Source organism: Delftia tsuruhatensis NBRC 16741, from assembly GCF_001571325.1.
In the GTDB taxonomy this organism is placed as follows: domain Bacteria; phylum Pseudomonadota; class Gammaproteobacteria; order Burkholderiales; family Burkholderiaceae_C; genus Comamonas; species Comamonas tsuruhatensis.
Genome location: NZ_BCTO01000022.1, coordinates 17,484 through 38,968, shown reverse-complemented (window position 1 = coordinate 38,968; position 21,485 = coordinate 17,484). Strand labels below are relative to the sequence as shown.

The window sequence follows — 21,485 nt, the reverse complement described above, 5'->3', positions numbered from 1 at the left end:
CAGCAGCCAGTCTGCTGACCGCTGAAGGTCGGATGCGACGGGTGCCTCCGGGCGCCCGTCGCCATTTCAACCCCTGATTCCTATCCTTGATGACCCGATCCGATCTCGTCGAAGAACTCGCAGCACGCTTTGGCCAACTGAGCCAGCGCGACGCCGAGCAGGCCGTCAAGACGATTCTTGACGCCGTCAGCGATGCCCTGGTGCGCGGCCATCGCATCGAAATCCGCGGCTTTGGAAGTTTCTCGGTCAACCACCGCCCGCCCCGCATGGGCCGCAATCCCCGCAGTGGCGAGGCCGTCCACATTCCGTCCAAGCGCGTGCCGCACTTCAAGCCCGGCAAGGCCCTGCGCGAAGCCGTGGACCTGCGCCCCGGCGCGGCGCCCGACACGGTTGCCGCCAGCTCCGCAGGCACCGGCCCTGCCGCCTGAAAGCCGGCTTGCCGGCTGCTCGCACTGCAGCCGTCGTCACCGCCAGGCTCTAGAATCGTTCCCGTCACACAAGGGAACACATGAAGTACTTCCTGTGGCTGCTCAAGGCGGCCATTTTTTTTACGCTGTTCGCCTTCGCACTGAACAATCAGCAGGACGCGACGGTGCACTTCTTCTTCGGCACCTCCTGGACTGCGCCGCTGGTACTGGTGGTGCTGGCGGCCTTCGCCCTGGGCCTGATCGTGGGCGTGCTGGGCATGGTGCCGCGCTGGCTCAAGCACCGCAATGCCGCGCGCTCGACCCAGGTCACCGCGCCTGCAGCCGAAGGAGCGGCGCCAGCCACGGCGCCCAAGGCGCCCCCCTCCCCCATCCTGCCGGGCGACGTGCATGGAATTTGATCTGAGCTGGATACTGCTGGGCCTGCCCGTGGCCTTCGTGCTGGGCTGGCTGGCCTCGCGCTGGGACCTGCGGCAGATCCGCGCCGAAAACCGCCAGGCACCCAAGGCCTACTTCAAGGGATTGAACTTCCTGCTCAACGAGCAGCAGGACAAGGCCATCGACGCCTTCATCGAAGCCGTGCAGAACGACCCCGACACCTCGGAGTTGCACTTCGCCCTGGGCAATCTCTTTCGCCGCCGCGGCGAATACAACCGCGCCGTGCGCGTGCATGAGCACCTGCTGTCGCGCGGCGACCTCAGCCGCGTGGACCGCGACCGCGCCCAGCACGCGCTGGCCCAGGACTTTCTGAAGGCAGGCCTGCTCGATCGCGCCGAGGACGCGCTGCGCCGCCTGGAAGGCACGGCCTTCGAGGCCGAGGCCCGCCTGGCCCTGCTGGCCATCTACGAGCGCTCGCGCGACTGGACACAGGCCGCCGCCATTGCTCGCCGCATGCAGGATGCCAACCAGGGGGACTTCAGTGGCCGGCTGGCGCACTACCTGTGCGAAGACGCCCAGTCCTTGCTCACGCAGGGCCAGCAGGCCGAGGCGCTGCAGCGGCTGCAGCAAGCCATCACCACAGCCCCCCAGGCTGCGCGACCGCGCCTGGAGCATGCCCAGCTGCAGCATCGCATGGGGCAATCGGCCCAGGCCTTGCAAACGCTGGAAAGCCTGGCCGAGCAATCCCCCGCCGCGCTGCCGCTGGCAGCCCAGTTGCTGGTGGACATCGCCGCCGCCGCAGGCCAACACCAGCATGTCCACCAGCTGCTCAGCCAGCAATACACCCAGGCACCTTCGCTGGACCTGCTGCAGGCGCTGGTTGCGCTGGACGCTCAAATTGAAGAACAGCGCACCGATGGTGAAACCAAGGCACCGGGACGCGCCCGCCTGGTCCAGCATCTGGACCGGGAACCTTCCCTGGTGGCTGCTGCGCAGTGGCTGGCTGGCGAGAAACTGTCCGAGGAGCAATACCACCCAGCCGTGCAACGCGCGCTGGACCACGCCGCCAAACCGCTGACCCGCTACCGCTGCGCGGCCTGCGGCTTCGAGGCGCGCCAGCATTTCTGGCACTGCCCCGGCTGCCAGAGCTGGGACAGCTACCCGGCCCGGCGCGTCGAGGAGCTGTGATGGGCTGGGATGGCGAAAGGCGGCCTTATCCCCGGCACCGCGTCACCCCCATTGGCAAACACGGCATGGCCAGTGTATTTTCAGAGTATTCCTAGAAACCGCCCTGGAGGGCGCGTGGCCATTGGCTTTGGGCGCGTGCGGCCGTGCCTGCGCCGGCCTCCTGGAGCCCGCGACTGCCTGGCGGCACGCCAGAGGCCTGCATAAGATGCTTCTGGGTCGCAATGTTGCGGCCCTCAACATTGAGGGATCAGGAGGTTTGTATGTTCAGAAAATTGATGGCTGGCTTCATTGCGCTGCTGTGGTCCGTGATGGCTTTGGCCGCTGTGGAAGCCAACAAGGCGAATGAAGCCGAACTGACATCCATCAAGGGCATAGGCCCGGCCATGTCGGCACGCATTCTCGAGGAACGCAAATCCGCCCCCTTCAAGGACTGGCCCGACTTCATCGCACGGGTCAAGGGTGTGGCCGAACCGACCGCCACCAAGTTTTCGGGCGAAGGCCTGACTGTCAACGGCAGCAGCTACAAAGGCCACAGCGCCAAGCCTGATGCCAAGGACACTGCGGCCAAGGGGGGCAAGGACACGGCGGCCCAGGGCGCCAAGCCGACCAAGGAGCAGGCGGCAAAGCCGGCCACTCCAGCCAAGGCCGGCTCGGCCTCCTGAAGACGCGAACTGTCTCTATCCAACCCGCTTCGGCGGGTTTTTCATGCGTACGACCCTCGGGGTATGCGCGGCCATAGCCTGAAACATGCTCAGGTTTTCATAGCGAAGCAAAAAACCTTGCCCGTAAAATGGACCGCCCATGCCCCTGATCACCCTCATACTCCTACCCTTCATCGGCAGCCTGATTGCCGCAATGCTGCCCGCCAATGCGCGCAATACGGAGTCGACTCTGGCCGGCGTGATCGCATTGGGCTGTGCCATACAGACCGCATTGCTGTTTCCACAGATCGCCGATGGGGAAGTGCTGCGCCAGGAGATCGAGTGGCTGCCGGCACTGGGACTGAACCTGGTGATCCGCATGGACGGCTTTGCCTGGATGTTCTGCATGCTGGTGCTGGGCATAGGCTCGCTGGTCGTGCTGTATGCGCGCTACTACATGTCGCCGGCCGATCCAGTGCCGCGCTTTTTCTCTTTCTTTCTGGCCTTCATGGGCGCGATGGCGGGCGTGGTGCTGTCGGGCAACATCATCCAGATTGCCTTCTTCTGGGAGCTGACCAGCCTCTTCTCCTTTCTTCTGATCGGATACTGGCACCATCGCAAGGATGCACGCCGCGGCGCGCGCATGGCGCTGACGGTGACGGGCACAGGCGGCCTGGCCATGCTGGCCGGCATGCTGGTGCTGGGCCACATCGTGGGCAGCTATGACCTGGACAACGTGCTCATCGCCGGCCAGCAGGTGCGTGACCACCAGCTGTACCTGATCGCCCTGGTGCTGATCCTGCTGGGCGCGCTGACCAAGAGTGCGCAGTTCCCCTTCCACTTCTGGCTGCCGCACGCCATGGCCGCGCCCACGCCGGTGTCGGCCTATCTGCACTCCGCCACCATGGTCAAGGCCGGCGTGTTCCTGCTGGCGCGCATGTGGCCCGTGCTGGGCGATACCGATGCCTGGTTCTGGCTGGTGGGCGGAGCCGGCGCGGCAACCCTGCTCATCGGCGGCTATCTGGCCATGTTCCAGCACGATCTCAAGGGATTGCTGGCCTATTCGACGATTTCCCACCTGGGCCTGATCACGCTGCTGCTGGGCCTGAACAGCAAGCTGGCCGCCGTGGCTGCGGTGTTCCACATCATGAACCACGCGACCTTCAAGGCCTCGCTGTTCATGGCCGCGGGCATCGTCGACCATGAAAGCGGCACGCGCGACATCCGCCGCCTCTCCGGCCTGCGGCACATGATGCCCATCACGGCCACGCTGGCCTGCGTGGCCAGTGCGGCCATGGCGGGCGTACCGCTGCTCAACGGCTTCCTGTCCAAGGAGATGTTCTTCGCCGAGACCGTCTACCTGGATGCCGCTCCCTGGGTGCGCACGGCCTTGCCGGTGGCCGCCACGGTGGCGGGCATGTTCAGCGTGGCCTATTCGCTGCGCTTCACCATCGACGTCTTCTTCGGCCCCAAGGCCACCGACCTGCCGCACGACCCGCACGAGCCTCCGCACTGGATGCGCGTGCCCGTCGAGCTGCTGGTGCTGGCCTGCCTGGTGGTGGGCATGCTGCCGGCGTGGGCCGTGGGCAGCTTTCTCGCAGCGGCCGCCACGCCCGTGGTCGGCGGCGACCTGCCCGAGTACAGCCTGGCCATCTGGCACGGCTGGAACATGCCCTTGATCATGAGCCTTGTGGCGTTGATTGGCGGCATCCTGCTGTACATGCTGCTGCGCTGGCAGCGCCAGGCCGGCCATATGGATACCGCGCCGCTGGTGGGCACGCTCAGCGGCCAGCGTGTTTTCGAGAACCTGCTGGCCCGCCTGTCCCTGCTGGGCCGCTGGTCGCGCCGGCGCCTGTCCACCATGCGCCTGCAGTGGCAGATGCTGTGGCTGGTCTGCACCGCCGTGCTGGCGGGCGTTCTGCCGCTGTGGCTGCAAGGCATCAAGCTTGGAGACCGGAGCATGCTGCCGCTGTCGCCCGCCTTCGTGATGCTGTGGGCCGTGGGCATTCTCTGCGCCCTGGGTACGGCCTGGAAGGCCAAGTACCACCGGCTGACGGCGCTGATCATGCTGGGCGGCGCCGGGCTGTGCACCTGCCTGACCTTCCTGTGGTTCTCGGCGCCTGACCTGGCGCTGACCCAGCTGGTCGTCGAGGTCGCCACCACGGTGCTGATGCTGCTGGGCCTGCGCTGGATGCCCAAGCGCGACAAAAGCCTGCACATTCCCGTGCTGTCCGCCGAGCTGCGCGCCCGCTCGCGCCGCATGCGTGACCTGCTGCTGTCGCTGGTTGCAGGTGGCGGCATGGCCTGGCTGGCCTTCGCCATGATGAGCCGCCCCTTCTATGACGGGGCCTCCACCTTCTTCCTGGAACATGCGCTCAGCGACGGCGGCGGCACCAATGTGGTCAACGTCATGCTGGTGGACTTCCGGGGCTTCGACACCTTCGGCGAGATCGTGGTGCTGGGCATCGTGGCCCTGGTCGTCTATGCGCTGCTCAGGCGCTTTCGCCCGGCCCGCGAGACGCTGGACCTGCCCGAGCAGCAGCGCTACATGCCTGGCGACCTGCAGACCGATCTGTTCAATCCGCGCAACGCAGGCGATACGGCCGTGGGCTACCTGATGGTGCCCGCCGTGCTGGTGCGGCTGCTGCTGCCGTTTGCCGCCCTGGTTTCCGTCTACATCTTCATGCGTGGCCACAACGAGCCCGGCGGCGGCTTCGTGGCCGGCCTGGTGTTCTCGGTCGCCTTGCTGATGCAGTACATCATCTCAGGCACGCAGTGGGTCGAGGCCCACCTGCCGATCTTCCCGCGCCGATGGATCGGTGTCGGCCTGCTGTTCGCACTGGGTACCGGCATGGGCTCCATCGTGGCCGGCTATCCCTTTCTCACCAGCCACACCTTCCATATGACCCTGCCAGTCGTCGGCGACGTGCATCTCGCCAGTGCCCTGTTCTTCGACATCGGTGTGTTCTCGCTGGTGGTCGGCGCGACCATGCTCATTCTGACGGCCATCGCCCACCAATCGGTGCGCAGCCACCGCTACCACGCCCGTCTGCTGGAGGAGCAGCAGCAACAGGCCGAAGAGGCCGAAGCCGCCGTGCAGCAGGCCACCGCTGCAGCGCTTGCACGAGGAGGTTTCTGATGGAAGTCGTGCTTGCCATTGCCATCGGCGTACTGACGGGCTCGGGCGTGTGGCTGCTGCTGCGCCCACGCACCTACCAGGTCATCATGGGCCTGGCCCTGCTGTCTTACGCAGTCAACCTGTTCATCTTCAGCATGGGCCGCCAGGGCCTGGCCATCGACAAGGAGCCCGTGCTGCGCGCCGGCGTGCCGCAGGATCTTGCGCACTATGCGGATCCCATGCCGCAGGCGCTGGTGCTCACGGCCATCGTGATCGGCTTTGCCATGACGGCACTGTTCCTGGTGGTGCTGCTGGCCTCGCGCGGCACCACGGGCACCGACCATGTGGACGGAGCCCATTCCCGCACCGAGCAGGAGATGCCATGAACGAGCTGACCGCCCGTCTCATGCCGCACCTGATGCTGGCGCCCATCGTGCTGCCCATGCTTTCGGCAGCGCTGATGCTGTTGCTGCGCGAAGAGCGCCAGCGTCTCAAATTCGCTCTTGGACTGGTATCCACCCTGATGGGGCTGGGCGTGGCCGTGATGCTGATGCTGTGGACCGACCAGGCCGGCGCGCCCGTCAACCTGGGCGTCTACATGCCGGGCAACTGGCCCATGCCCTTCGGCATCTCGCTGGCACTGGACCGCCTGACCGGCATGATGCTGGTGCTGACCTATACGGTGGCCCTGGCCTCGCTGGTCTTCTCCAGCGCCCGCTGGCACCGCGCGGGGATGCACTTTCACTCGCTGTTCCAGTTTCAGCTGATGGGCCTGAGCGGCGCCTTCCTCACGGCGGACCTGTTCAACCTGTTCGTGTTCTTCGAGATCATGCTCGCGGCCTCCTATGGACTGGTCCTGCATGGTTCCGGGCGGACGCGCATCCAGGCGGGCCTGCACTACATCGCCATCAATCTTGCAGCCTCGTCGCTGTTCCTGATCGGCGTGTCCATGCTCTACGGCCTGACCGGCACGCTGAACATGGCCGACCTGGCACGTGCCATCCCCCAGGTCAGCAGCGACGACCGCGGGCTGCTGCATTCGGCCGCTGCCATCCTGGGCATTGCCTTCCTGACCAAGGCAGCCATGTGGCCGCTGAACTTCTGGCTGGTGCCGGCCTACAGCGCAGCCACCGCTCCCGTGGGCGCCGTGTTCGCGCTCATGACCAAGGTGGGCGTCTACGTGGTGCTGCGGCTGTGGACGCTGCTGTTCAGCTCCGAGGCCGGCGCCTCCGCCCTGTTCGGCAGCACCTGGCTGATCGTCGGCGGCATGCTGACCATGGCCTTCGGCGGCCTGGGCATGCTGGGCTCGCAGCGGCTGACGCATATCGCGGGCTTTGCGGCCGTTCTCTCTTCGGGCACCTTGCTGGCCGCCACGGGGTTTGGCCAGAACGCCTTGACGGCCGGGCTGCTGTACTACCTGCCCAGCTCCACCCTGGCCGTGAGCGCCCTGTTTCTGATCGCCGACGTGGTGGACCGCTGGCGCGTGGATGACGATGCGGGCGAGCCCTATGAGGATGACGAGGCTCCCTTCCTCAACGCCGAACTGCTGCCCACAGAGGGCTTCAACCTCGACGAATCCGAAGAGGTGCTGATCGGCCGCGCCATTCCCGCAGCGGCCGCCTTCATCGGCCTGAGCTTCATGCTGGCCACCCTGGTGGTCACCGGCCTGCCCCCGCTTTCGGGCTTTGTGGGCAAGTTCGCCATGCTGTCTGCCCTGCTCAACCCGCTGGGCCTGGGCAACTCCAGCGGCTTCCAGGCCGGCTGGGCCGGCTGGGTGCTGGTGGCGCTGATGATCGCCACGGGACTGCTCGCCCTGCTGTCGCTGGTGCGCGCCGGCATACGCCATTTCTGGGCGACCGAGGAGCAGAACTCGCCCTCGCTGCGTGTGGCCGAAGGCCTGCCCATCGCCGTGCTGCTGGCCTGCTGCGTGGCGCTCACCGTGCAGGGTGGCCAGCTGATGGGCTACACGCAGCGTGCGGCCGATGCGCTGCTGGCGCCCGATGTCTATGTGCGCTCCGTCATGGGCACGCAGCCGGAGCCGAGCCCGGCAGAAAAGAAGGCGCGGCTGGAAGCCGGCCCCGAAGGCGCCGCGCGCGCCGCTGCCCAGGCCAGCGGCGCGCCCATGCCCGCAGGCATAGGCGATGCAGGCCCAACGGCCGGCAAGGAGGATTCCCGATGATGAAAACCCTGCTGCCCGCGCCGCTGCTGTCGGTGGCGCTGTTCCTGCTGTGGCTGCTGCTCAACCGCTCGTTCAGCAGCGGCCAGATCCTGCTGGGCGCCTTGCTGGGCCTGTTGCTGCCGCTGCTGCTGCGCGGCCTGCGCCCCTTGCCCGTGCGCGTGCGCCATCCGCTGACCATCGTGCGCCTGGGGCTGCGCGTGGTCTGGGACACCTCGGTGTCCAACTTCAACGTCGTGCGGTTCATGCTGTTTCCAGGCATGCGCAAGCACCCGGCCAACTTCGTGCGCATCCCGCTGGAACTGCGCGACCCCAACGGCCTGGCCGTGCTCGCCATGATCGTGTGCATCACGCCCGGCACGGCCTGGGCCGAGATCTCGCGCGACCGCTCCCAGCTCATGCTGCATGTGCTGGAGGTCGATGATCCCGAAGAGATCGTCCAGCACGTCAAGCGCTCCTACGAGCGCCCCCTGATGGAGATTTTCGAATGATGCCCTGGTTCCACTGGACTTTGATGTTCGCGCTGGGCCTGCTGGTCGCCGCCATGGGCTGCGCCGTGCTGCGCCTGCTCAAGGGCCCGCACGCCCAGGATCGCGTGCTGGCGCTGGACTGCATGTACCTCAACGGCATGCTGGCCATGCTGCTGATGGGCATCATCTATGACAGCACCAGCTATTTCGAGGCCGCCCTGCTGGTTGCGCTGTTCGGCTGCGTGGGCTCCACGGCCATGGCCAAGTTCCTGCTGCGCGGCGAGGTGATCGAATGATGCCGGAAACCACCACGCTGCCGCTGTGGTGCCAGATCCTGGTGGCTGCGCTGGCGCTGGGCGGCGCCATCATCGCCTTTCTGGGCTCCATGGGCCTGTGGCGCCTGGACAGCTATTTCGAGCGCGTGCATGCGCCTTCCATCATCGCCACCATGGGCTGCTGGCTGATCATGCATGCCACCTGGATCTACTTTTCCGTCAGCGGCCAGAGCCTGGCCGTGCATGCGCTGCTGATTGCGGTGTTCATCTCGGTGACCGTTCCCATCACGACCATCTTCCTGATGCGTGCAGCCCTGTTCCGCGCACGCCGTGCAGGCCAGGACGTGCCGCCGCCGCTGAGCAGCGTCGTGCGCAACGAGCCGGCCGAACACCCGGACGTCTGAAGCGCAATCGGGCCTGAAAATACCCGCCGATGCGGCAGGCAGCGGCAGGCAAAAGCCCTACTGCCAACTGTCCAGCATACGAATTCGCCCACGGCTGCGTCAATGCGCCAAAGCACCCGGTGCGCGAGCCCCGCGGCTATGAGTTTGTGAGCGTATAGTGCAGTCATCATCTGCGCTGGCAACGTATTTGATGGAACGGCCACAGGCGTGGCCGCCCTGGTTTTTCCTGTGTACGAGGGTTCATGCAAATCTCTTCCCCCCTGACCGATACCGATCTGGCCAACGGCTGGTCGGCCCTTCACAACCAGGCACACAACGGCATGGCATTGCAGCAGAACTCCAATCGCCTCGCCTTCGCGGACCCGGAATTCATGTTCCGCCGCGAAACCCGCGGCATCCGCATGCAGCTGGAGCTGCTCAAGCCGGACCTGGCCCAGATCGAGCGCGGCATCGAGCACACCGTCGTGGTCTATGGCAGCGCCCGCTTCGTGGACCTGGAGCAGGCCGAGCAGCAATTGGCCGACGCACAGGCCAGCGGCGATCCCCAGCGCGTTGCCTTGGCCGAGCGCGCCGTGCGCAATGCGCACCGCTATGAACAGGCCCGCGCCTTCACGCGCATCGTGGCCGCCGACAGCCTGAACCAGCCGCCCGAGGAGCGCCTCTACATCTGCACCGGCGGCGGCCCCGGCATCATGGAGGCGGCCAACCGGGGCGCCCATGACGTGGGCGCGCCCAGCATCGGCCTGAACATCGAGCTGCCGCACGAGCAAAACGGCAACCGCTTCATCTCGCCGGACCTGAGCTTCAAGTTCCACTACTTCGCCCTGCGCAAGATGCATTTCATGATGCGCGCCAAGGCCCTGGTGGCCTTCCCCGGCGGCTTCGGCACGCTGGACGAGCTGTTCGAGGTGCTGACCCTCATGCAGACCGGCAAGACGCATTCCGTGCCCGTGATCCTTTTTGGCACCGAGTTCTGGAAGCGCCTGCTCAACATCGACCTGATGATCGAGGAAGGCACGATCTCGCCCAAGGACCTGCAGCTGTTCCGCTATACCGATGATCCGGTCGAGGCCTGGGCGCTGATCAAGCAGTTCCACGCTGGCGGCTGGTAAGCCGCAGCGGCCGGCAGGCCGCCACCGCATCGCAAGGCGATCTGCGCACCAAGGCGCAGGTCGCTTTTTTTCATTCCGGCTTGCGCGGCGTCAGCCCCATGAACCAGGCCGTGCGGATGCCCGAGGCCACGGCCACGCCCACCACCCAGAACAGCGCAGACACGCCGATCAATGCCCCCGCCGAGCCGAACAGCACGGGCATGGCCACGCTGGAGGCATTGATGGCCATGAGCCGCAGGCCCAGTGCCTCGCCATGGCGGTGCTCGGGCGTGATCTGGTGCAGCATGCTCATGACCATGGGCTGCACAGATCCCAGTGAAAAACCCAGCATCACCGAACACATGCCCATGGTCAGCGCCGAGTCCATGAAGGGGTACAGCGCAAAGACGAAGGCGGTGATGGCCATGGCACCGGAGATCACGGCGCCTTCGCGCAAGCGCTCGGCCACCAGCGGCATGGCCAGGCGGATGGCGGCGGCCGCCACGGCAAAAATGCCCAGCAGCGTGCCGATGACCGAGGCGCTCAGGCCCTTCTCATGGCCCAGCAGCGGCAGCACGAAGGTGTGCACGTCCCAGCATGCGGACTGCAGCCAGTTGACCAGCAGCAGGTTGCGGAAATTGCGGTCGCGCAACAGGTCCCAGGCATGCTGCTTGGGACCGCCGATGGGCGCGCGCACGGGCGGCAGCTCCTGCGTGTGGCGCACCCAGCTCCAGGCCAGCACGGGCACCAGGGCCAGCAGGCCGAAGGCGACGCGGTAGCCCATGGTGCTGCCCTCGCCGCCAAAATTCGCGTGATCGATCAGCAGCCCGGTGCTGAAGGGCCCGATGAAGTTGGAGATGGCCGGGCCTATGGCCAACCAGCTGAACACCTTCTTGAGCGCCACGGCATCGTGGGTGACACGGCCCGCATGGCGCTGCACGGCAATCACCACGGCGCCGCTGGCTCCGCCCGTCAACAACGCCGCAAGGCATAGCACCGGATACAGCGGCAATGCCAGCGCCAGCGCGCAGCCCCCGCTGGCCGCCAGCATGGACAGGAAAAACGGCTTTCGAAAACCATGCTTGTCCGCGAAGCGCCCGGCCGGCAGCGCCAGGAACACCTGGGTCAGCGCGAACAGCGCCAGCAAGATGCCCACGGCCGCCGCGCTATAGCCCTGCTGCAGGGCCAGCAAGGGCGCTGCCAGCCGCATGCCGGCCATGGTGGCATGCACGCTGACCTGCGCCATGATGACCTTGAACAGGGCCAGGTTCATCTCAATCCTGCTCCGATCCCGGCTCCATTCCGGCCGCAGCATCCTTGTCATCCGGCAGGCCGGGCCGCGCTGCACTAGAGGTCGGCGCGGGCAGCTCCTGCACGTCGCGCAGCTGGCGCTGGATGGCGCGCGTGCGCACGCCCACCTGCTCGAAGCGCTTGGCCGCCGCGTCTATGGACTTGCGCGTGGCATCCACCACTTCGCCGAACTTGGCGAACTCGGTCTTGACCTGGCCGAGCACCGCCCAGACCTCGGACGAGCGCTTTTCGATGGCCAGCGTCTTGAAGCCCATCTGCAGGCTGCTGAGCATGGCGGCCAGGTTGGCCGGGCCGGTGACCATCACGCGGCAGCCGTTCTGCACGGCCTCGACCAGGCCGGGGCGGCGCATGACCTCGGCAAACAGGCCTTCGGTAGGCAGGTAGAGCACGGCAAAGTCCGTGGTGTGCGGCGGGCTCACGTACTTGCCGTGGATCTTGCGCGCCTCGAACTTGATCGATGCCTCGAAGGCATTGCCTGCCGAGACAATGGCCGCCTTGTCCGCCGCATCCTGGGCGTCGAGCAGGCGCTGGTACTGCTCCACCGGGTACTTGGCGTCGATGGGCAGCCAGACCGGCGTCTCGTCGCTGCGTCCGGGCAGGCGGATGGCGAACTCCACCATGTCGTCGCTGCCGGGCACGGTCTTGACGTTGCGCGCGTACTGCTCGGGCGTGAGCACGTTCTCGATGATGGCGCCCAGCTGCAGTTCGCCCCAGGTGCCGCGCGTCTTCACATTGCTCATCACGCGCTTGAGATCGCCCACGCTGCCGGCCAACGTCTGCATCTCGCCCAGGCCCTTGTGCACCTGCTCCAGCCGGTCGCTGACCAGCTTGAACGATTCGCCCAGGCGCTGCTCCAGCGTGGCATGCAGCTTCTCGTCCACCGTGCGCCGCATCTCTTCCAGGCGCGCCGCATTGTCCGACTGGATGGTGGCCAGGCGCTCGTTGAGCGTGCCGCGCAGCTGCTCGGCATGGACCTGGCTGGATTGCGCCAGTCCGCCCAGCTGCTGCTGGATGTCGTTCTTGAGGGAGTCCAGCGTGCTGCGCGTGGTCTGCGCCAGCGCCTCGAAGCGCTCCTGCACATGGGCGTTGAAGCGCTGCGTGCTTTCGCCCTGGGCCTCGCGGGCCTGGGCGCTGTCGGCGGCCAGCCGCACGGTGAGCCGGCCCAGTTCCATGCGAAAGGCTGCCAGCGCCTCGCCCTGCTCGCGCCGCGCCGCCTGGGCATCGAGCTGGGCCTGGGCCAGATGGGCCTGCAGCTGCTGCGACACGCGGTCCAGCCCGCCATCGCTCTTGGCCACGGCCATCTGCGTGGCCTGGGCACCGCGCTCGAGCTGCTGCAGCCGCACGTCCAGCATCTGCAGCGCCTGCAGCACCTGCTGGGGCGCCACCCCGTCCTCGCGCTGCGCCGAGCGCCTCCACAGCAGCCAGATCACGGCCGCCTGCCCCAACAGCAGCACGGCCCAGGCCGCCCACCACACTCCGGATATCTGGGTCAAGATTTTGCTTGCGCTCCATGCAGCGGGAAGCGGCCACGGCCAGCCTTCCCGCGATTGTCACAACACCGTGTTCAGGCCTTGGCGCGCGCGCCGGCGGCCGCCGCTTCGGGCTGGTTCACGGGCGTGCGCGGGCCCTTGCCGGACAGGAAGTCGATCAGGTTGTCGGCCGCCAGCTCGGCCATGGCGCTGCGCGTGCCCATGGTGGCGCTGGCGATGTGCGGGGTCAGCACCACGTTGGGCACGGTCAGCAGGTCGGGATGGACCGAGGGCTCGCCCTCGAACACGTCCAGGCCTGCTGCAGCAATGGTCCTGTCGCGCAGTGCCCTGGCCAGCGCCGCGTCATCGACGATGCCGCCGCGCGCGATGTTGATCAGCGTGGCCGTGGGCTTCATCCGGGCGATCTCGGCCGCGCCTATGGTGTGGTGGTTTTCCTTGGTGTAGGGCAGCACCAGCACCACATGGTCGGCCATGGCCAGCAGTTCATCCTTGCCCACGTAGCCGGCCTTGCATTCGGCTTCCAGCTCGGGCGACAGGCGCGAGCGGTTGTGATAGACCACCTTCATGCCGAAGCCATGCGCCCCGCGTTTGGCGATGCCCTGGCCGATGCGGCCCATGCCGATGATGCCCAGCGTGCTGCCGTGCACTTCCGAGCCGGCAAACAGGTCGTAGCGCCAGGAGTTCCACTTTCCTGCGCGCAGGTAGTGCTCGCTTTCGGTCACGCGGCGGGCCGTGGCCATCAGCAGGGCAAAGCCGAAATCGGCCGTGGTCTCGGTCAGCACGTCGGGGGCATTCGTGCCCTGCACACCTGCAGCCGTCATCGCAGGCACGTCGAAGTTGTTGTAGCCCACGGCCATGTTGGCCACCACCTTCAGGCGCGGGCAGGCGGCCAGCAGCGCCGCATCGATGGTCTGCGAGCCCGTGGTCAGCACTCCATCCTTGTCCTGCAGATGCCTGGCCAGTTCCTGCGGGCTCCAGACCACGTCATCCTGGTTGGACTCGACCTCGAAGTGCTGCTCCAGCTTGCGCACCACTTCGGGCGGGATGGCACGGGCGATCAGGATGCGGGGTTTGCTTGCCATGTCTGTCTCTTTCCTTGTCTTGGCGTTAGGCGGTTCTTCAGCGGAACCAGATGAAGCTCATCAATACGAACAGCGGCACCAGAATGCACAGCGACCAGGCCATGTAGCCGAAGAAGCTGGGCATCTTCACGCCGCGCTCCTCGGCAATGGCCTTGACCATCAGGTTGGGCGCATTGCCGATATAGGTGTTGGCGCCCATGAACACCGCGCCCGCCGAGATGGCGGCCAGCGTCGAGGCCATGGCCGTCATCATCTGAGCGGCGTCTCCGCCCGCCGTATTGAAGAACACCAGGTAGGTCGGCGCGTTGTCCAGGAACGAGGACAGCAGGCCCGTGGCCCAGAAATACATCAGCGGATCGGGCGTGCCGTCGGCGCGCGTCACGGCCCCCACGATGGCGCCGAAGGGTCCGGCCGTTCCCGCCTTGAGCATGGCGATCACGGGAATGATGGTCAGGAAGATGCCCGCGAACAGCTTGGCCACTTCCTGCATCGGCCCCCAGCCGAATTCATTGGCCTGGTGCACGCTGCGCGGCGTGAGCCTGAGGGACAGCACAGTCACGGCGACGAGGCCCGCATCGCGCACCAGACCCGGCAGGCCCACATGCGTGCCGGCCAGCACCAGGCCGGCATCGGTACGCCACAGGCCGCTCATCAGCACCAGTGCCACCACGGCCAGCAGCAGCACGAAGTTCACGCCGCCATCAAAGCCCAGGCGGCTGGCGCGGCCCAAGGCATCGACGCTGGGCGTGGGATCGGGCAGATCCGCTTCGCCGGCCTTGCGCAGCAGCCAGGCATCGATCGCGTAGAACAACGCCAGCAGCGCACCCACCAGGAACAGCGTCTCGGTGAAGATGTGACGTACCGTCCAGAAGAAATCCACCCCCTTGAGAAAGCCCAGGAACAGCGGTGGATCGCCCAGCGGCGTCAGCGAGCCGCCGGCATTGGAGACGATGAAGATGAAGAACACCACCACATGCACCTGGTGCCTGCGGTTGTCGTTGGCGCGCAGCAGCGGCCGGATCAGCAGCATCGAGGCGCCCGTGGTCCCCATGAAGCTGGCCAGCACGGCGCCGATCGCCAGAATGGCCGTGTTCAGCCCCGGCGATCCCTTGAGATTGCCGCGCACATAGATGCCGCCCGACACCGTGTACAGCGCCGTCAGCAGGATCACGAACGGCAGGTATTCGGCCAGCAGGGCATGCACCAGGTTGGCCATGGCCGCGCCCACGCCGAACACCGCCGCGAAGGGCAGCAGAAAGACCAGCGCCCAGGCGGCCGTCACCTTGCCGAAATGCCGGTGCCAGAAATGGGGCGCCGCCAGCGGCATCAGGGCGATGGACAACAGCATGCCCGCAAACGGCACGCCCCAAAGTACCGAAAGCTGGCCGCCGTCGATATCGGCGGCCAGGGCCCAGGATGGCGCGCAGGTGGCCAGCAGCGCCAGCAATCCGCGCAATGCCTTCATGGTCCCGTCTCCTCTTTGTTCTCTATTCACTGTCCCCTCCTGGCGGCAGGTGGTGCCGCAATCAAGCCTGCGCCGCAGGCGGCGCAATCTCGAACACCTGACGCAGGTAGGCCAGGTACTTCTCGTCATCGCACATGCTCTTGCCCGGCGTGTCCGAGAGCTTGGCCACGGGCTGGCCGTTGCAGCGGGTCATCTTGATGACGATCTGCAGCGGCACATGGTCGGGCGCGTCGCCCAGGTCGTTGGTCAGGTTGGTGCCTATGCCGAAGGCCAGCTGGCAGCGGCCATGGAAGCGCTGGAACAGCTCGATGGTGCGCGGCACCGTCAGGCCGTCGCTGAAGATCAGCGTCTTGGTCAGCGGATCGATGCGGTTGGCACGGTAGTGGGCCAGCAGCCGCTCGCCCCACTCGAACGGGTCGCCGCTGTCGTGGCGCGCACCGTCGAAGAGCTTGCAGAAGTACAGGTCGAAATCGCGCAGGAAGGCCGACATGCCGTAGACGTCCGACAGCGCAATGCCCAGGTCGCCCCGGTATTCGCGCGCCCAGGATTCGAAGCCGAAGATCTGGCTGTCGCGCAGGCGCGGGCCCAGGGACTGGCAGGCCTGCAGGTATTCATGCGCCAGCGTGCCCAGGGGCCGCACGCCCAGCTTCATGGCGTACAGCACATTGCTGGTGCCGGCGAACTGGCCTTCGGACTCCACGGATGTGCCGGGCCGGCCCAGGCGTGCGCACAGCACGCGCAGCACCTCTTCATGCCAGGCCCGCGAAAAGCGACGGCGCGTGCCGTAGTCGGCAATCTTGAGCTGCTCCAGGCCGGGCTGCTGCAGCAGCGCAATCTTGGCGTCGAGACGGCGCCGGCCTTCCGGAAAATCGGGCACCGGCTGGGTGTTGCGGAAGTACACCTCGTTGACGATGGCCAGAACGGGAATCTCGAACAGGATGGTGTGCAGCCAGGGGCCGCGGATGGTGATGTCGATCTCGCCATTGGGCAGCGCCTGCACCGTGATGCATTTCTCGTTGAGGTGGAACAGGCCCAGGAAATCGACGAAGTCGCTCTTGATGAAGCGCAGCGAGCTCAGATAGGCCAGCTCCGCGTCCTGGAAACGCAGACTGCACAGCGAGCGGATCTCGGAGCGGATCTCGTTCACATAGGGTGCGAGCTGCACGCCGGGGTTGCGGCACTTGAAGCGGTACTCGACCTGTGCTCCGGGAAACTGGTGCAGCACCACCTGCATCATCGTGAATTTGTACAGGTCGGTATCGAGCAGGCTGGTGATGATCATGGACAGAGCCGGGCGGTAAGCGCCCCAGCGGTCAGATGGCAGACAGCTTTCGAGTGTAGGCCATACACACGCTGCCGCGCTGCGAGCGCACGCCTTGCATGCGCCCCGGACGCCATCAGCCGCGCAGCAGCGGCTCCAGCACCTGTCGCAGCGCCTGCGGAATCTGGGCAGGCCGGCGCGTATGCCGGTCCACATAGACATGCACGAAATGCCCGGCCGCCGCCGTCAATGGCTCGCCCTGCGCGAACAGCCCCACCTCGTAGCGCACGCTGGAGCCACCGATGCGGGCCACCCGGATACCGGCCTCCACCTCCTGCGGGAAGGCCAGCGGCGCAAAGTAATTGCATTGCGTCTCTATGACCAGGCCTATCGTCTCGCCCGCGTGGATATCCAGCGCGCCCTGCTCGATCAGATGGGCATTCACCGCCGTATCGAACCAGCTGTAATAGACGACGTTGTTGACGTGCCCGTAGACATCGTTGTCCGACCAGCGCGTGCTGATGCGTCGGAATGCCGCATAGGCCGAACGGGGCTGCGGCGCGGGGCGGCTCGGGGGCGATTCATTCATGGCGGCCATTGTGCCGCCGGCCGAATGCGCCCTGTCCCCAGCCACTGTCGCCATCACGACGCGCACTGCTGCCAATCACTCGCCAAGCGAGTAAGCATGCAAACCGAAAAATGTCGTCAAACCGACATAAAACCAATTCAAAATCAAAGACTTACAAAAAACCCACAGCTTTGCCGATTTTTTTGCTGCACCGCAGCATCAGGTACTTGATTCCTTTTTTGCAATCCCTACAATAAGACCCATGCTGCACTGCAACATGACACTCAGTCAGGTCAGCGCAGGCAATTCCCCGTAACCCGAGACCCCTGTGGTCCGTTTTTCTGGAGACTGACATGAGCTTGACCCCTGACCAAATCCTGAGCGCACAAAAGGCCAACCTGGAAACCCTGTTCGGCCTGACGAGCAAGGCCTTCGAAGGCGTTGAAAAGCTGGTGGAACTGAATGTGACCGCCTCGCGCGCCGCACTGAACGAAGCCGCCCAGCACACCCAGGCCGTCCTGAGCGTGAAGGATGCGCAGGAACTGCTGTCGCTGCAGGCCAACCTGTTCCAGCCCCTGGCTGAAAAGACCGCTGCCTACAGCCGCCACCTGTACGACATCGCCAGCGGCACCGGTGCCGAGCTGGCCAAGGCCTTCGAAAGCCAGGCGTCCGATCTGCAGAAGAACTTCAGCGCCCTGGTGGACACCACCGCCAAGAACGCACCCGCAGGTTCCGAAACCGCCGTGGCCGTGATGAAGAGCGCCGTGTCGGCTGCCAACAATGCCTTCGAGTCGGTGCAAAAGGCCGTCAAGCAGGCTTCGGACCTGGCGGAAGCCAACTTCACGGCCGTGACCAACACCGCCAGCGAAGCCGTCCAGTCGGCCCAGACCCGCAAGCGTTGATCACGCCGTCTTACAACAGGGTTGCGTGCAAGAATTAGTGATTACCCTCATAATTGCATGCATCCCGGGTCGCAAGACCTGACCAGTTGTCTCCTTGGATCCTCTCGAAACCCCCGTTTCTGGATCCTTTCAAAACCCAGTCCTTGGACTGGGTTTTTTTTATTCCCGTCCTCGATACCCCGGGCTGCCATAGCCCTCCAGAACCACCCCCTTTATTAAGAACAATTCGCGTCTGGCCTATCATCGCACTTTGCCAACAAAGAGAGGCCTGTCTTCATGTCGAAATCCCTGAAAGCCCTGTTTGCCGCTTGCGCCCTGGTGGCTGCCGGCACAGCCATTGCCGACTCCCAGGTCGTCAACCTCTACTCCGCGCGCCACTACTCCACGGACGAGGAGCTGTACAACGGCTTCACCAAGGCCACCGGCATCAAGATCAACCGCGTGGACGGCGACGACGCCGGCATCATTGCGCGCCTGAAGGCCGAGGGCCAGGCCTCGCCGGCCGACGTGATCCTGCTGGTCGATGCCGCGCGCCTGTACCGCGGCGAGGTCGATGGGCTGTTCCAGCCCATCCACTCCAAGCTGCTGGAAGACGCCATTCCCTCCAACCTGCGCGCCCAGCCCACGGCCGATGGCATCAGCTGGTTCGGCCTGTCCACACGCGCCCGCGTCATCGTCTACAACAAGGCCAAGGTCCAGCCCGCCGACGTGCAGAACTACGAATCGCTGGCCGACCCCAAGTTCAAGGGCCAGCTGTGCATCCGCTCGGGCTCGCACCCCTACAACCTGAGCCTGTTCGGCACCGTGGTCGAACACATGGGCGAGCAAAAGGCAGAGGGCTGGATCCAGGGCATGAAGGCCAACCTGGCCCGCCCGCCCAAGGGTGGCGACACCGACCAGATCAAGGCCGTGGCCTCGGGCGAATGCACCATCGGCGTGACCAACAGCTACTACCTGGCGCGCATGATGCGCTCGGGCAAGCCCGAGGACCAGGCCGTGGTCGGCAAGATCGGCGTGGTCTTCCCCAACCAGTCCAGCTGGGGCACGCACCTGAACATCGCGGGCGGCGCCGTGGCACGCCATGCCAAGAACAAGGACAACGCCGTCAAGTTCCTGGAGTACCTGGCCAGCCCCGCCGCCCAGAACTACTTTGCCAACGGCAACAACGAGTGGCCCGCAGCCAAGGGCGTGGAACTGGACAACCCTGCCCTCAAGGAGATGACCGGCGGCAAGCCCTTCAAGAGCGAGACCATCCCGATCACGGCCGTGGGCAAGAACATGACCAAGGTCCAGCAAATGCTGGACCGTGCCGGGTTCCAGTAATCCCCATCGCGCCCATCACCAGCCCGGCACTGCCGGGCTTTTTCTTGGGCGCGACATGGCTGCGGCCGGGGCTGCATGCATAATTTGAGAGTTACGTTTACGTCAACGTCAGATAACCAAGGAGACATTCCATGCAGATCAAGGACCGGGTATTCATCGTCACGGGCGGCGCCTCCGGGCTGGGCGAAGGCACGGCGCGCATGCTGGCGGCCGAGGGCGGCAAGGTGGTGATCGCCGATATGCAGGCGGACAAGGGCGAGGCCGTGGCGCGCGAGATCGGCGGCGTCTTCGTCAAATGCGACGTGAGCCAGGAGGCCGATGGCCAGGCCGTGGTGGACAAGGCCGTGAGCCTGGGCAAGCTGGCAGGCCTGGTCAACTGCGCAGGCATTGCGCCCGCCGAGAAGACCGTGGGCAAGAACGGCGCGCACAACCTGGCGCTGTTCTCCAAAACCATCACGGTCAACCTGATCGGCAGCTTCAACATGATCCGCCTGGCCGCCGCCGCCATGTCGGCCAACGAGCCTGAGAGCACGGGCGAGCGCGGCGTGCTGATCTCCACGGCCAGCGTGGCCGCCTACGACGGCCAGATCGGCCAGGCGGCCTATGCGGCGTCCAAGGGCGGCGTGGTCGGCATGACGCTGCCCATTGCGCGCGACCTGGCGCGCAACGGCATCCGCAACATGACGATTGCCCCCGGCATCTTCGGCACGCCCATGCTGTTCGGCATGCCGCAGGAAGTGCAGGACGCACTGGCCGCCGGCGTGCCCTTCCCCAGCCGCCTGGGCACGCCCCAGGACTATGCCAAGCTGGTGCGCCACATCCTGGACAACGACATGCTCAATGGTGAGGTGATCCGGCTGGATGGGGCCATTCGTCTGGCACCGAAGTAAGCACCCCCTGAGCGGCTGCGCCGCTTCCCCCTCTCTTTCTCGCTTCGCGAGGGAGGGGGACGACACCCTCGCGGCGGGGCGGCGCGGCCGGCATAGGCCCTTGCTCGGTGTCCCTCGCTTTGGGCCGTGCCGGTTTTTGAGATACGCGCGTTGTCACACCGTGGTGTCTGCAGGCGTGTCTGCAGGCGCTCTGGCCATCATCTCCAGCCCCTTGCGCAATGCAGGGAACAGGCTGTGCTGGAAGTTGTTCCAGCGCAGCTCAAGAATCGTGTCTTGGGGATCGATGTCGGTGCCCAGCACGTCGGCGATGACTTCGCCGGAGTCGATGCCGTTGTCCACGTAGTGAAAGGATGCGCCGGTCTTGAACAGGGGCGGGACCGGGCGCTGTTCCATGGTCTTCCAGTCCACGATCTTGTAGCCTTGTGCGCCATGCAGCGCGTCCAGCGTGGCGCAGGCGCCCCGGCGTTCATAGGGTGACTCCAGGCGCGTGATGCCGGGGTGGATGTTGGCGATCCTGCGGTGGAACAGGGCCCCGGGCCGCACGAGCCGGTCCAGGATGACGAGCAGGCCATCCAGCACCACCCGCTCGGCACCCAGCTGCACCAGCCTGTCCTGCAACTGCGCCTCGAACATCTGCTTGCCCGCGGCGCGCTGCGAATCGTTCAGCGGCAGGCGCCGGTAGGAAGACGGCACGGCCATGAGCAGGTCATTGACCCTGCGCCCCTGGATGCGCAGGTCCGGCGGATAGAACCAGCGGCCGCCCGGCCGGTAGCTGAAGCCGTAGTCGCCGATCTTTTCGCGGTCGCGCGGCGAGGCCTCGTCGTCGTCGTGGATCACGGCCTCCAGGCTGTAGATATCGCCCAGCGGGCTGGTGTCCAGCAGCTCGCCCAGGTATTCGAGCGGCGACTTCATGTAGCGCGTTGCGCCCTTGTAGGCGATGTGCTGGCCTGCCTGATCGGCGGCGGCGTTTCTCAGGGACCAGATGTAGACGAGTTTTGTCTTTGCCATGTTCGTGGATTCAGCAGGA

At 65.8% G+C, this 21,485-nt stretch carries 21 protein-coding genes; 14 read left to right on the top strand and 7 right to left on the bottom strand.

Features of this window, described 5'->3' with window-relative positions; all coding sequences use genetic code 11:
• The first annotated feature begins 89 nt into the window (after nt 1–89).
• The 11 genes from DTS01S_RS10625 (at nt 90) to DTS01S_RS10575 (ending at nt 10,187) form a co-directional block, all read left to right on the top strand.
• Nucleotides 90–428 carry an integration host factor subunit beta gene (locus DTS01S_RS10625; RefSeq protein WP_017404723.1) on the top strand — a complete coding sequence of 113 codons (339 nt, stop codon included), beginning with the start codon at nt 90–92 and terminating at the stop codon, nt 426–428.
• Nucleotides 429–508: 80 nt separating this feature from the next.
• Nucleotides 509–826, top strand: coding sequence for a LapA family protein (locus tag DTS01S_RS10620; protein WP_017404724.1), 318 nt, complete (start codon nt 509–511; stop codon nt 824–826).
• Nucleotides 816–1,991: a lipopolysaccharide assembly protein LapB gene (lapB, locus tag DTS01S_RS10615; RefSeq protein WP_061287693.1), complete on the top strand. Its 1,176-nt coding sequence runs from the start codon at nt 816–818 to the stop codon at nt 1,989–1,991. Before DTS01S_RS10620 ends, lapB begins: the two co-directional genes overlap by 11 nt.
• A 260-nt stretch (nt 1,992–2,251) precedes the next feature.
• Nucleotides 2,252–2,653 carry a ComEA family DNA-binding protein gene (locus DTS01S_RS10610; protein WP_016449520.1) on the top strand — a complete coding sequence of 134 codons (402 nt, stop codon included), beginning with the start codon at nt 2,252–2,254 and terminating at the stop codon, nt 2,651–2,653.
• Between the two features lie 139 nt (nt 2,654–2,792).
• Nucleotides 2,793–5,771 (top strand): monovalent cation/H+ antiporter subunit A, encoded by a 2,979-nt coding sequence (locus DTS01S_RS10605; protein ID WP_016450500.1) that lies wholly within the window; start codon nt 2,793–2,795, stop codon nt 5,769–5,771.
• Nucleotides 5,771–6,136, top strand: coding sequence for a Na+/H+ antiporter subunit C (locus tag DTS01S_RS10600; RefSeq protein ID WP_016450499.1), 366 nt, complete (start codon nt 5,771–5,773; stop codon nt 6,134–6,136). The genes DTS01S_RS10605 and DTS01S_RS10600 overlap by 1 nt, the downstream gene beginning before the upstream one ends.
• Entirely contained in the window at nt 6,133–7,929 is a 1,797-nt protein-coding gene (locus DTS01S_RS10595) for a monovalent cation/H+ antiporter subunit D (RefSeq protein WP_017404727.1), read from the top strand. The genes DTS01S_RS10600 and DTS01S_RS10595 overlap by 4 nt, the downstream gene beginning before the upstream one ends.
• A complete protein-coding gene (locus DTS01S_RS10590; RefSeq protein WP_016450497.1) occupies nt 7,926–8,417 on the top strand; it encodes a Na+/H+ antiporter subunit E in 492 nt (163 codons plus the stop codon). The genes DTS01S_RS10595 and DTS01S_RS10590 overlap by 4 nt, the downstream gene beginning before the upstream one ends.
• The gene (locus DTS01S_RS10585) at nt 8,414–8,692 is read left to right on the top strand and encodes a K+/H+ antiporter subunit F (RefSeq protein ID WP_012206532.1); all 279 of its coding nucleotides are present in this window, start codon (nt 8,414–8,416) and stop codon (nt 8,690–8,692) included. Before DTS01S_RS10590 ends, DTS01S_RS10585 begins: the two co-directional genes overlap by 4 nt.
• Nucleotides 8,689–9,075 carry a monovalent cation/H(+) antiporter subunit G gene (locus DTS01S_RS10580; protein WP_017404730.1) on the top strand — a complete coding sequence of 129 codons (387 nt, stop codon included), beginning with the start codon at nt 8,689–8,691 and terminating at the stop codon, nt 9,073–9,075. The genes DTS01S_RS10585 and DTS01S_RS10580 overlap by 4 nt, the downstream gene beginning before the upstream one ends.
• Before the next feature lie 242 nt (nt 9,076–9,317).
• The gene (locus tag DTS01S_RS10575; protein ID WP_016450495.1) at nt 9,318–10,187 is read left to right on the top strand and encodes an LOG family protein; all 870 of its coding nucleotides are present in this window, start codon (nt 9,318–9,320) and stop codon (nt 10,185–10,187) included.
• Between the two features lie 70 nt (nt 10,188–10,257).
• Here the strand turns inward: DTS01S_RS10575 and DTS01S_RS10570 are convergent, their stop codons facing one another.
• From DTS01S_RS10570 to DTS01S_RS10545, 6 genes are all read right to left on the bottom strand, one after another.
• The gene (locus tag DTS01S_RS10570; RefSeq protein ID WP_017404731.1) at nt 10,258–11,439 is read right to left on the bottom strand and encodes an MFS transporter; all 1,182 of its coding nucleotides are present in this window, start codon (nt 11,437–11,439) and stop codon (nt 10,258–10,260) included.
• 1 nt (nt 11,440) lies between these two features.
• On the bottom strand, nt 11,441–12,931 hold the full coding sequence (gene rmuC, locus DTS01S_RS10565; RefSeq protein ID WP_026062205.1) for a DNA recombination protein RmuC: 1,491 nt from the start codon (nt 12,929–12,931) through the stop codon (nt 11,441–11,443).
• Nucleotides 12,932–13,041: 110 nt separating this feature from the next.
• Complete coding sequence (locus DTS01S_RS10560) at nt 13,042–14,049, bottom strand: 2-hydroxyacid dehydrogenase (RefSeq protein ID WP_016450492.1); 1,008 nt, start codon at nt 14,047–14,049, stop codon at nt 13,042–13,044.
• 37 nt (nt 14,050–14,086) lie between these two features.
• Nucleotides 14,087–15,514 carry a sodium:proton antiporter gene (locus DTS01S_RS10555; protein WP_047218008.1) on the bottom strand — a complete coding sequence of 476 codons (1,428 nt, stop codon included), beginning with the start codon at nt 15,512–15,514 and terminating at the stop codon, nt 14,087–14,089.
• 61 nt (nt 15,515–15,575) lie between these two features.
• Nucleotides 15,576–16,796, bottom strand: coding sequence for a nicotinate phosphoribosyltransferase (pncB, locus tag DTS01S_RS10550; protein ID WP_047218007.1), 1,221 nt, complete (start codon nt 16,794–16,796; stop codon nt 15,576–15,578).
• Nucleotides 16,797–16,911: 115 nt separating this feature from the next.
• Nucleotides 16,912–17,373: an acyl-CoA thioesterase gene (locus tag DTS01S_RS10545; RefSeq protein WP_017404735.1), complete on the bottom strand. Its 462-nt coding sequence runs from the start codon at nt 17,371–17,373 to the stop codon at nt 16,912–16,914.
• Between the two features lie 323 nt (nt 17,374–17,696).
• Here DTS01S_RS10545 and DTS01S_RS10540 point away from each other — a divergent pair, with 323 nt between their 5' ends.
• From DTS01S_RS10540 to DTS01S_RS10530, 3 genes are all read left to right on the top strand, one after another.
• Nucleotides 17,697–18,245 carry a phasin family protein gene (locus DTS01S_RS10540; RefSeq protein WP_016450488.1) on the top strand — a complete coding sequence of 183 codons (549 nt, stop codon included), beginning with the start codon at nt 17,697–17,699 and terminating at the stop codon, nt 18,243–18,245.
• A 276-nt stretch (nt 18,246–18,521) separates the two neighbouring features.
• A complete protein-coding gene (locus tag DTS01S_RS10535) occupies nt 18,522–19,568 on the top strand; it encodes an extracellular solute-binding protein (RefSeq protein ID WP_016450487.1) in 1,047 nt (348 codons plus the stop codon).
• Between the two features lie 131 nt (nt 19,569–19,699).
• Nucleotides 19,700–20,458, top strand: coding sequence for a 3-hydroxyacyl-CoA dehydrogenase (locus DTS01S_RS10530; RefSeq protein ID WP_034363673.1), 759 nt, complete (start codon nt 19,700–19,702; stop codon nt 20,456–20,458).
• 153 nt (nt 20,459–20,611) lie between these two features.
• Here DTS01S_RS10530 and DTS01S_RS10525 read toward each other — a convergent pair whose 3' ends face one another.
• The gene (locus DTS01S_RS10525) at nt 20,612–21,466 is read right to left on the bottom strand and encodes a hypothetical protein (protein ID WP_061287692.1); all 855 of its coding nucleotides are present in this window, start codon (nt 21,464–21,466) and stop codon (nt 20,612–20,614) included.
• Nucleotides 21,467–21,485: the final 19 nt, after the last annotated feature.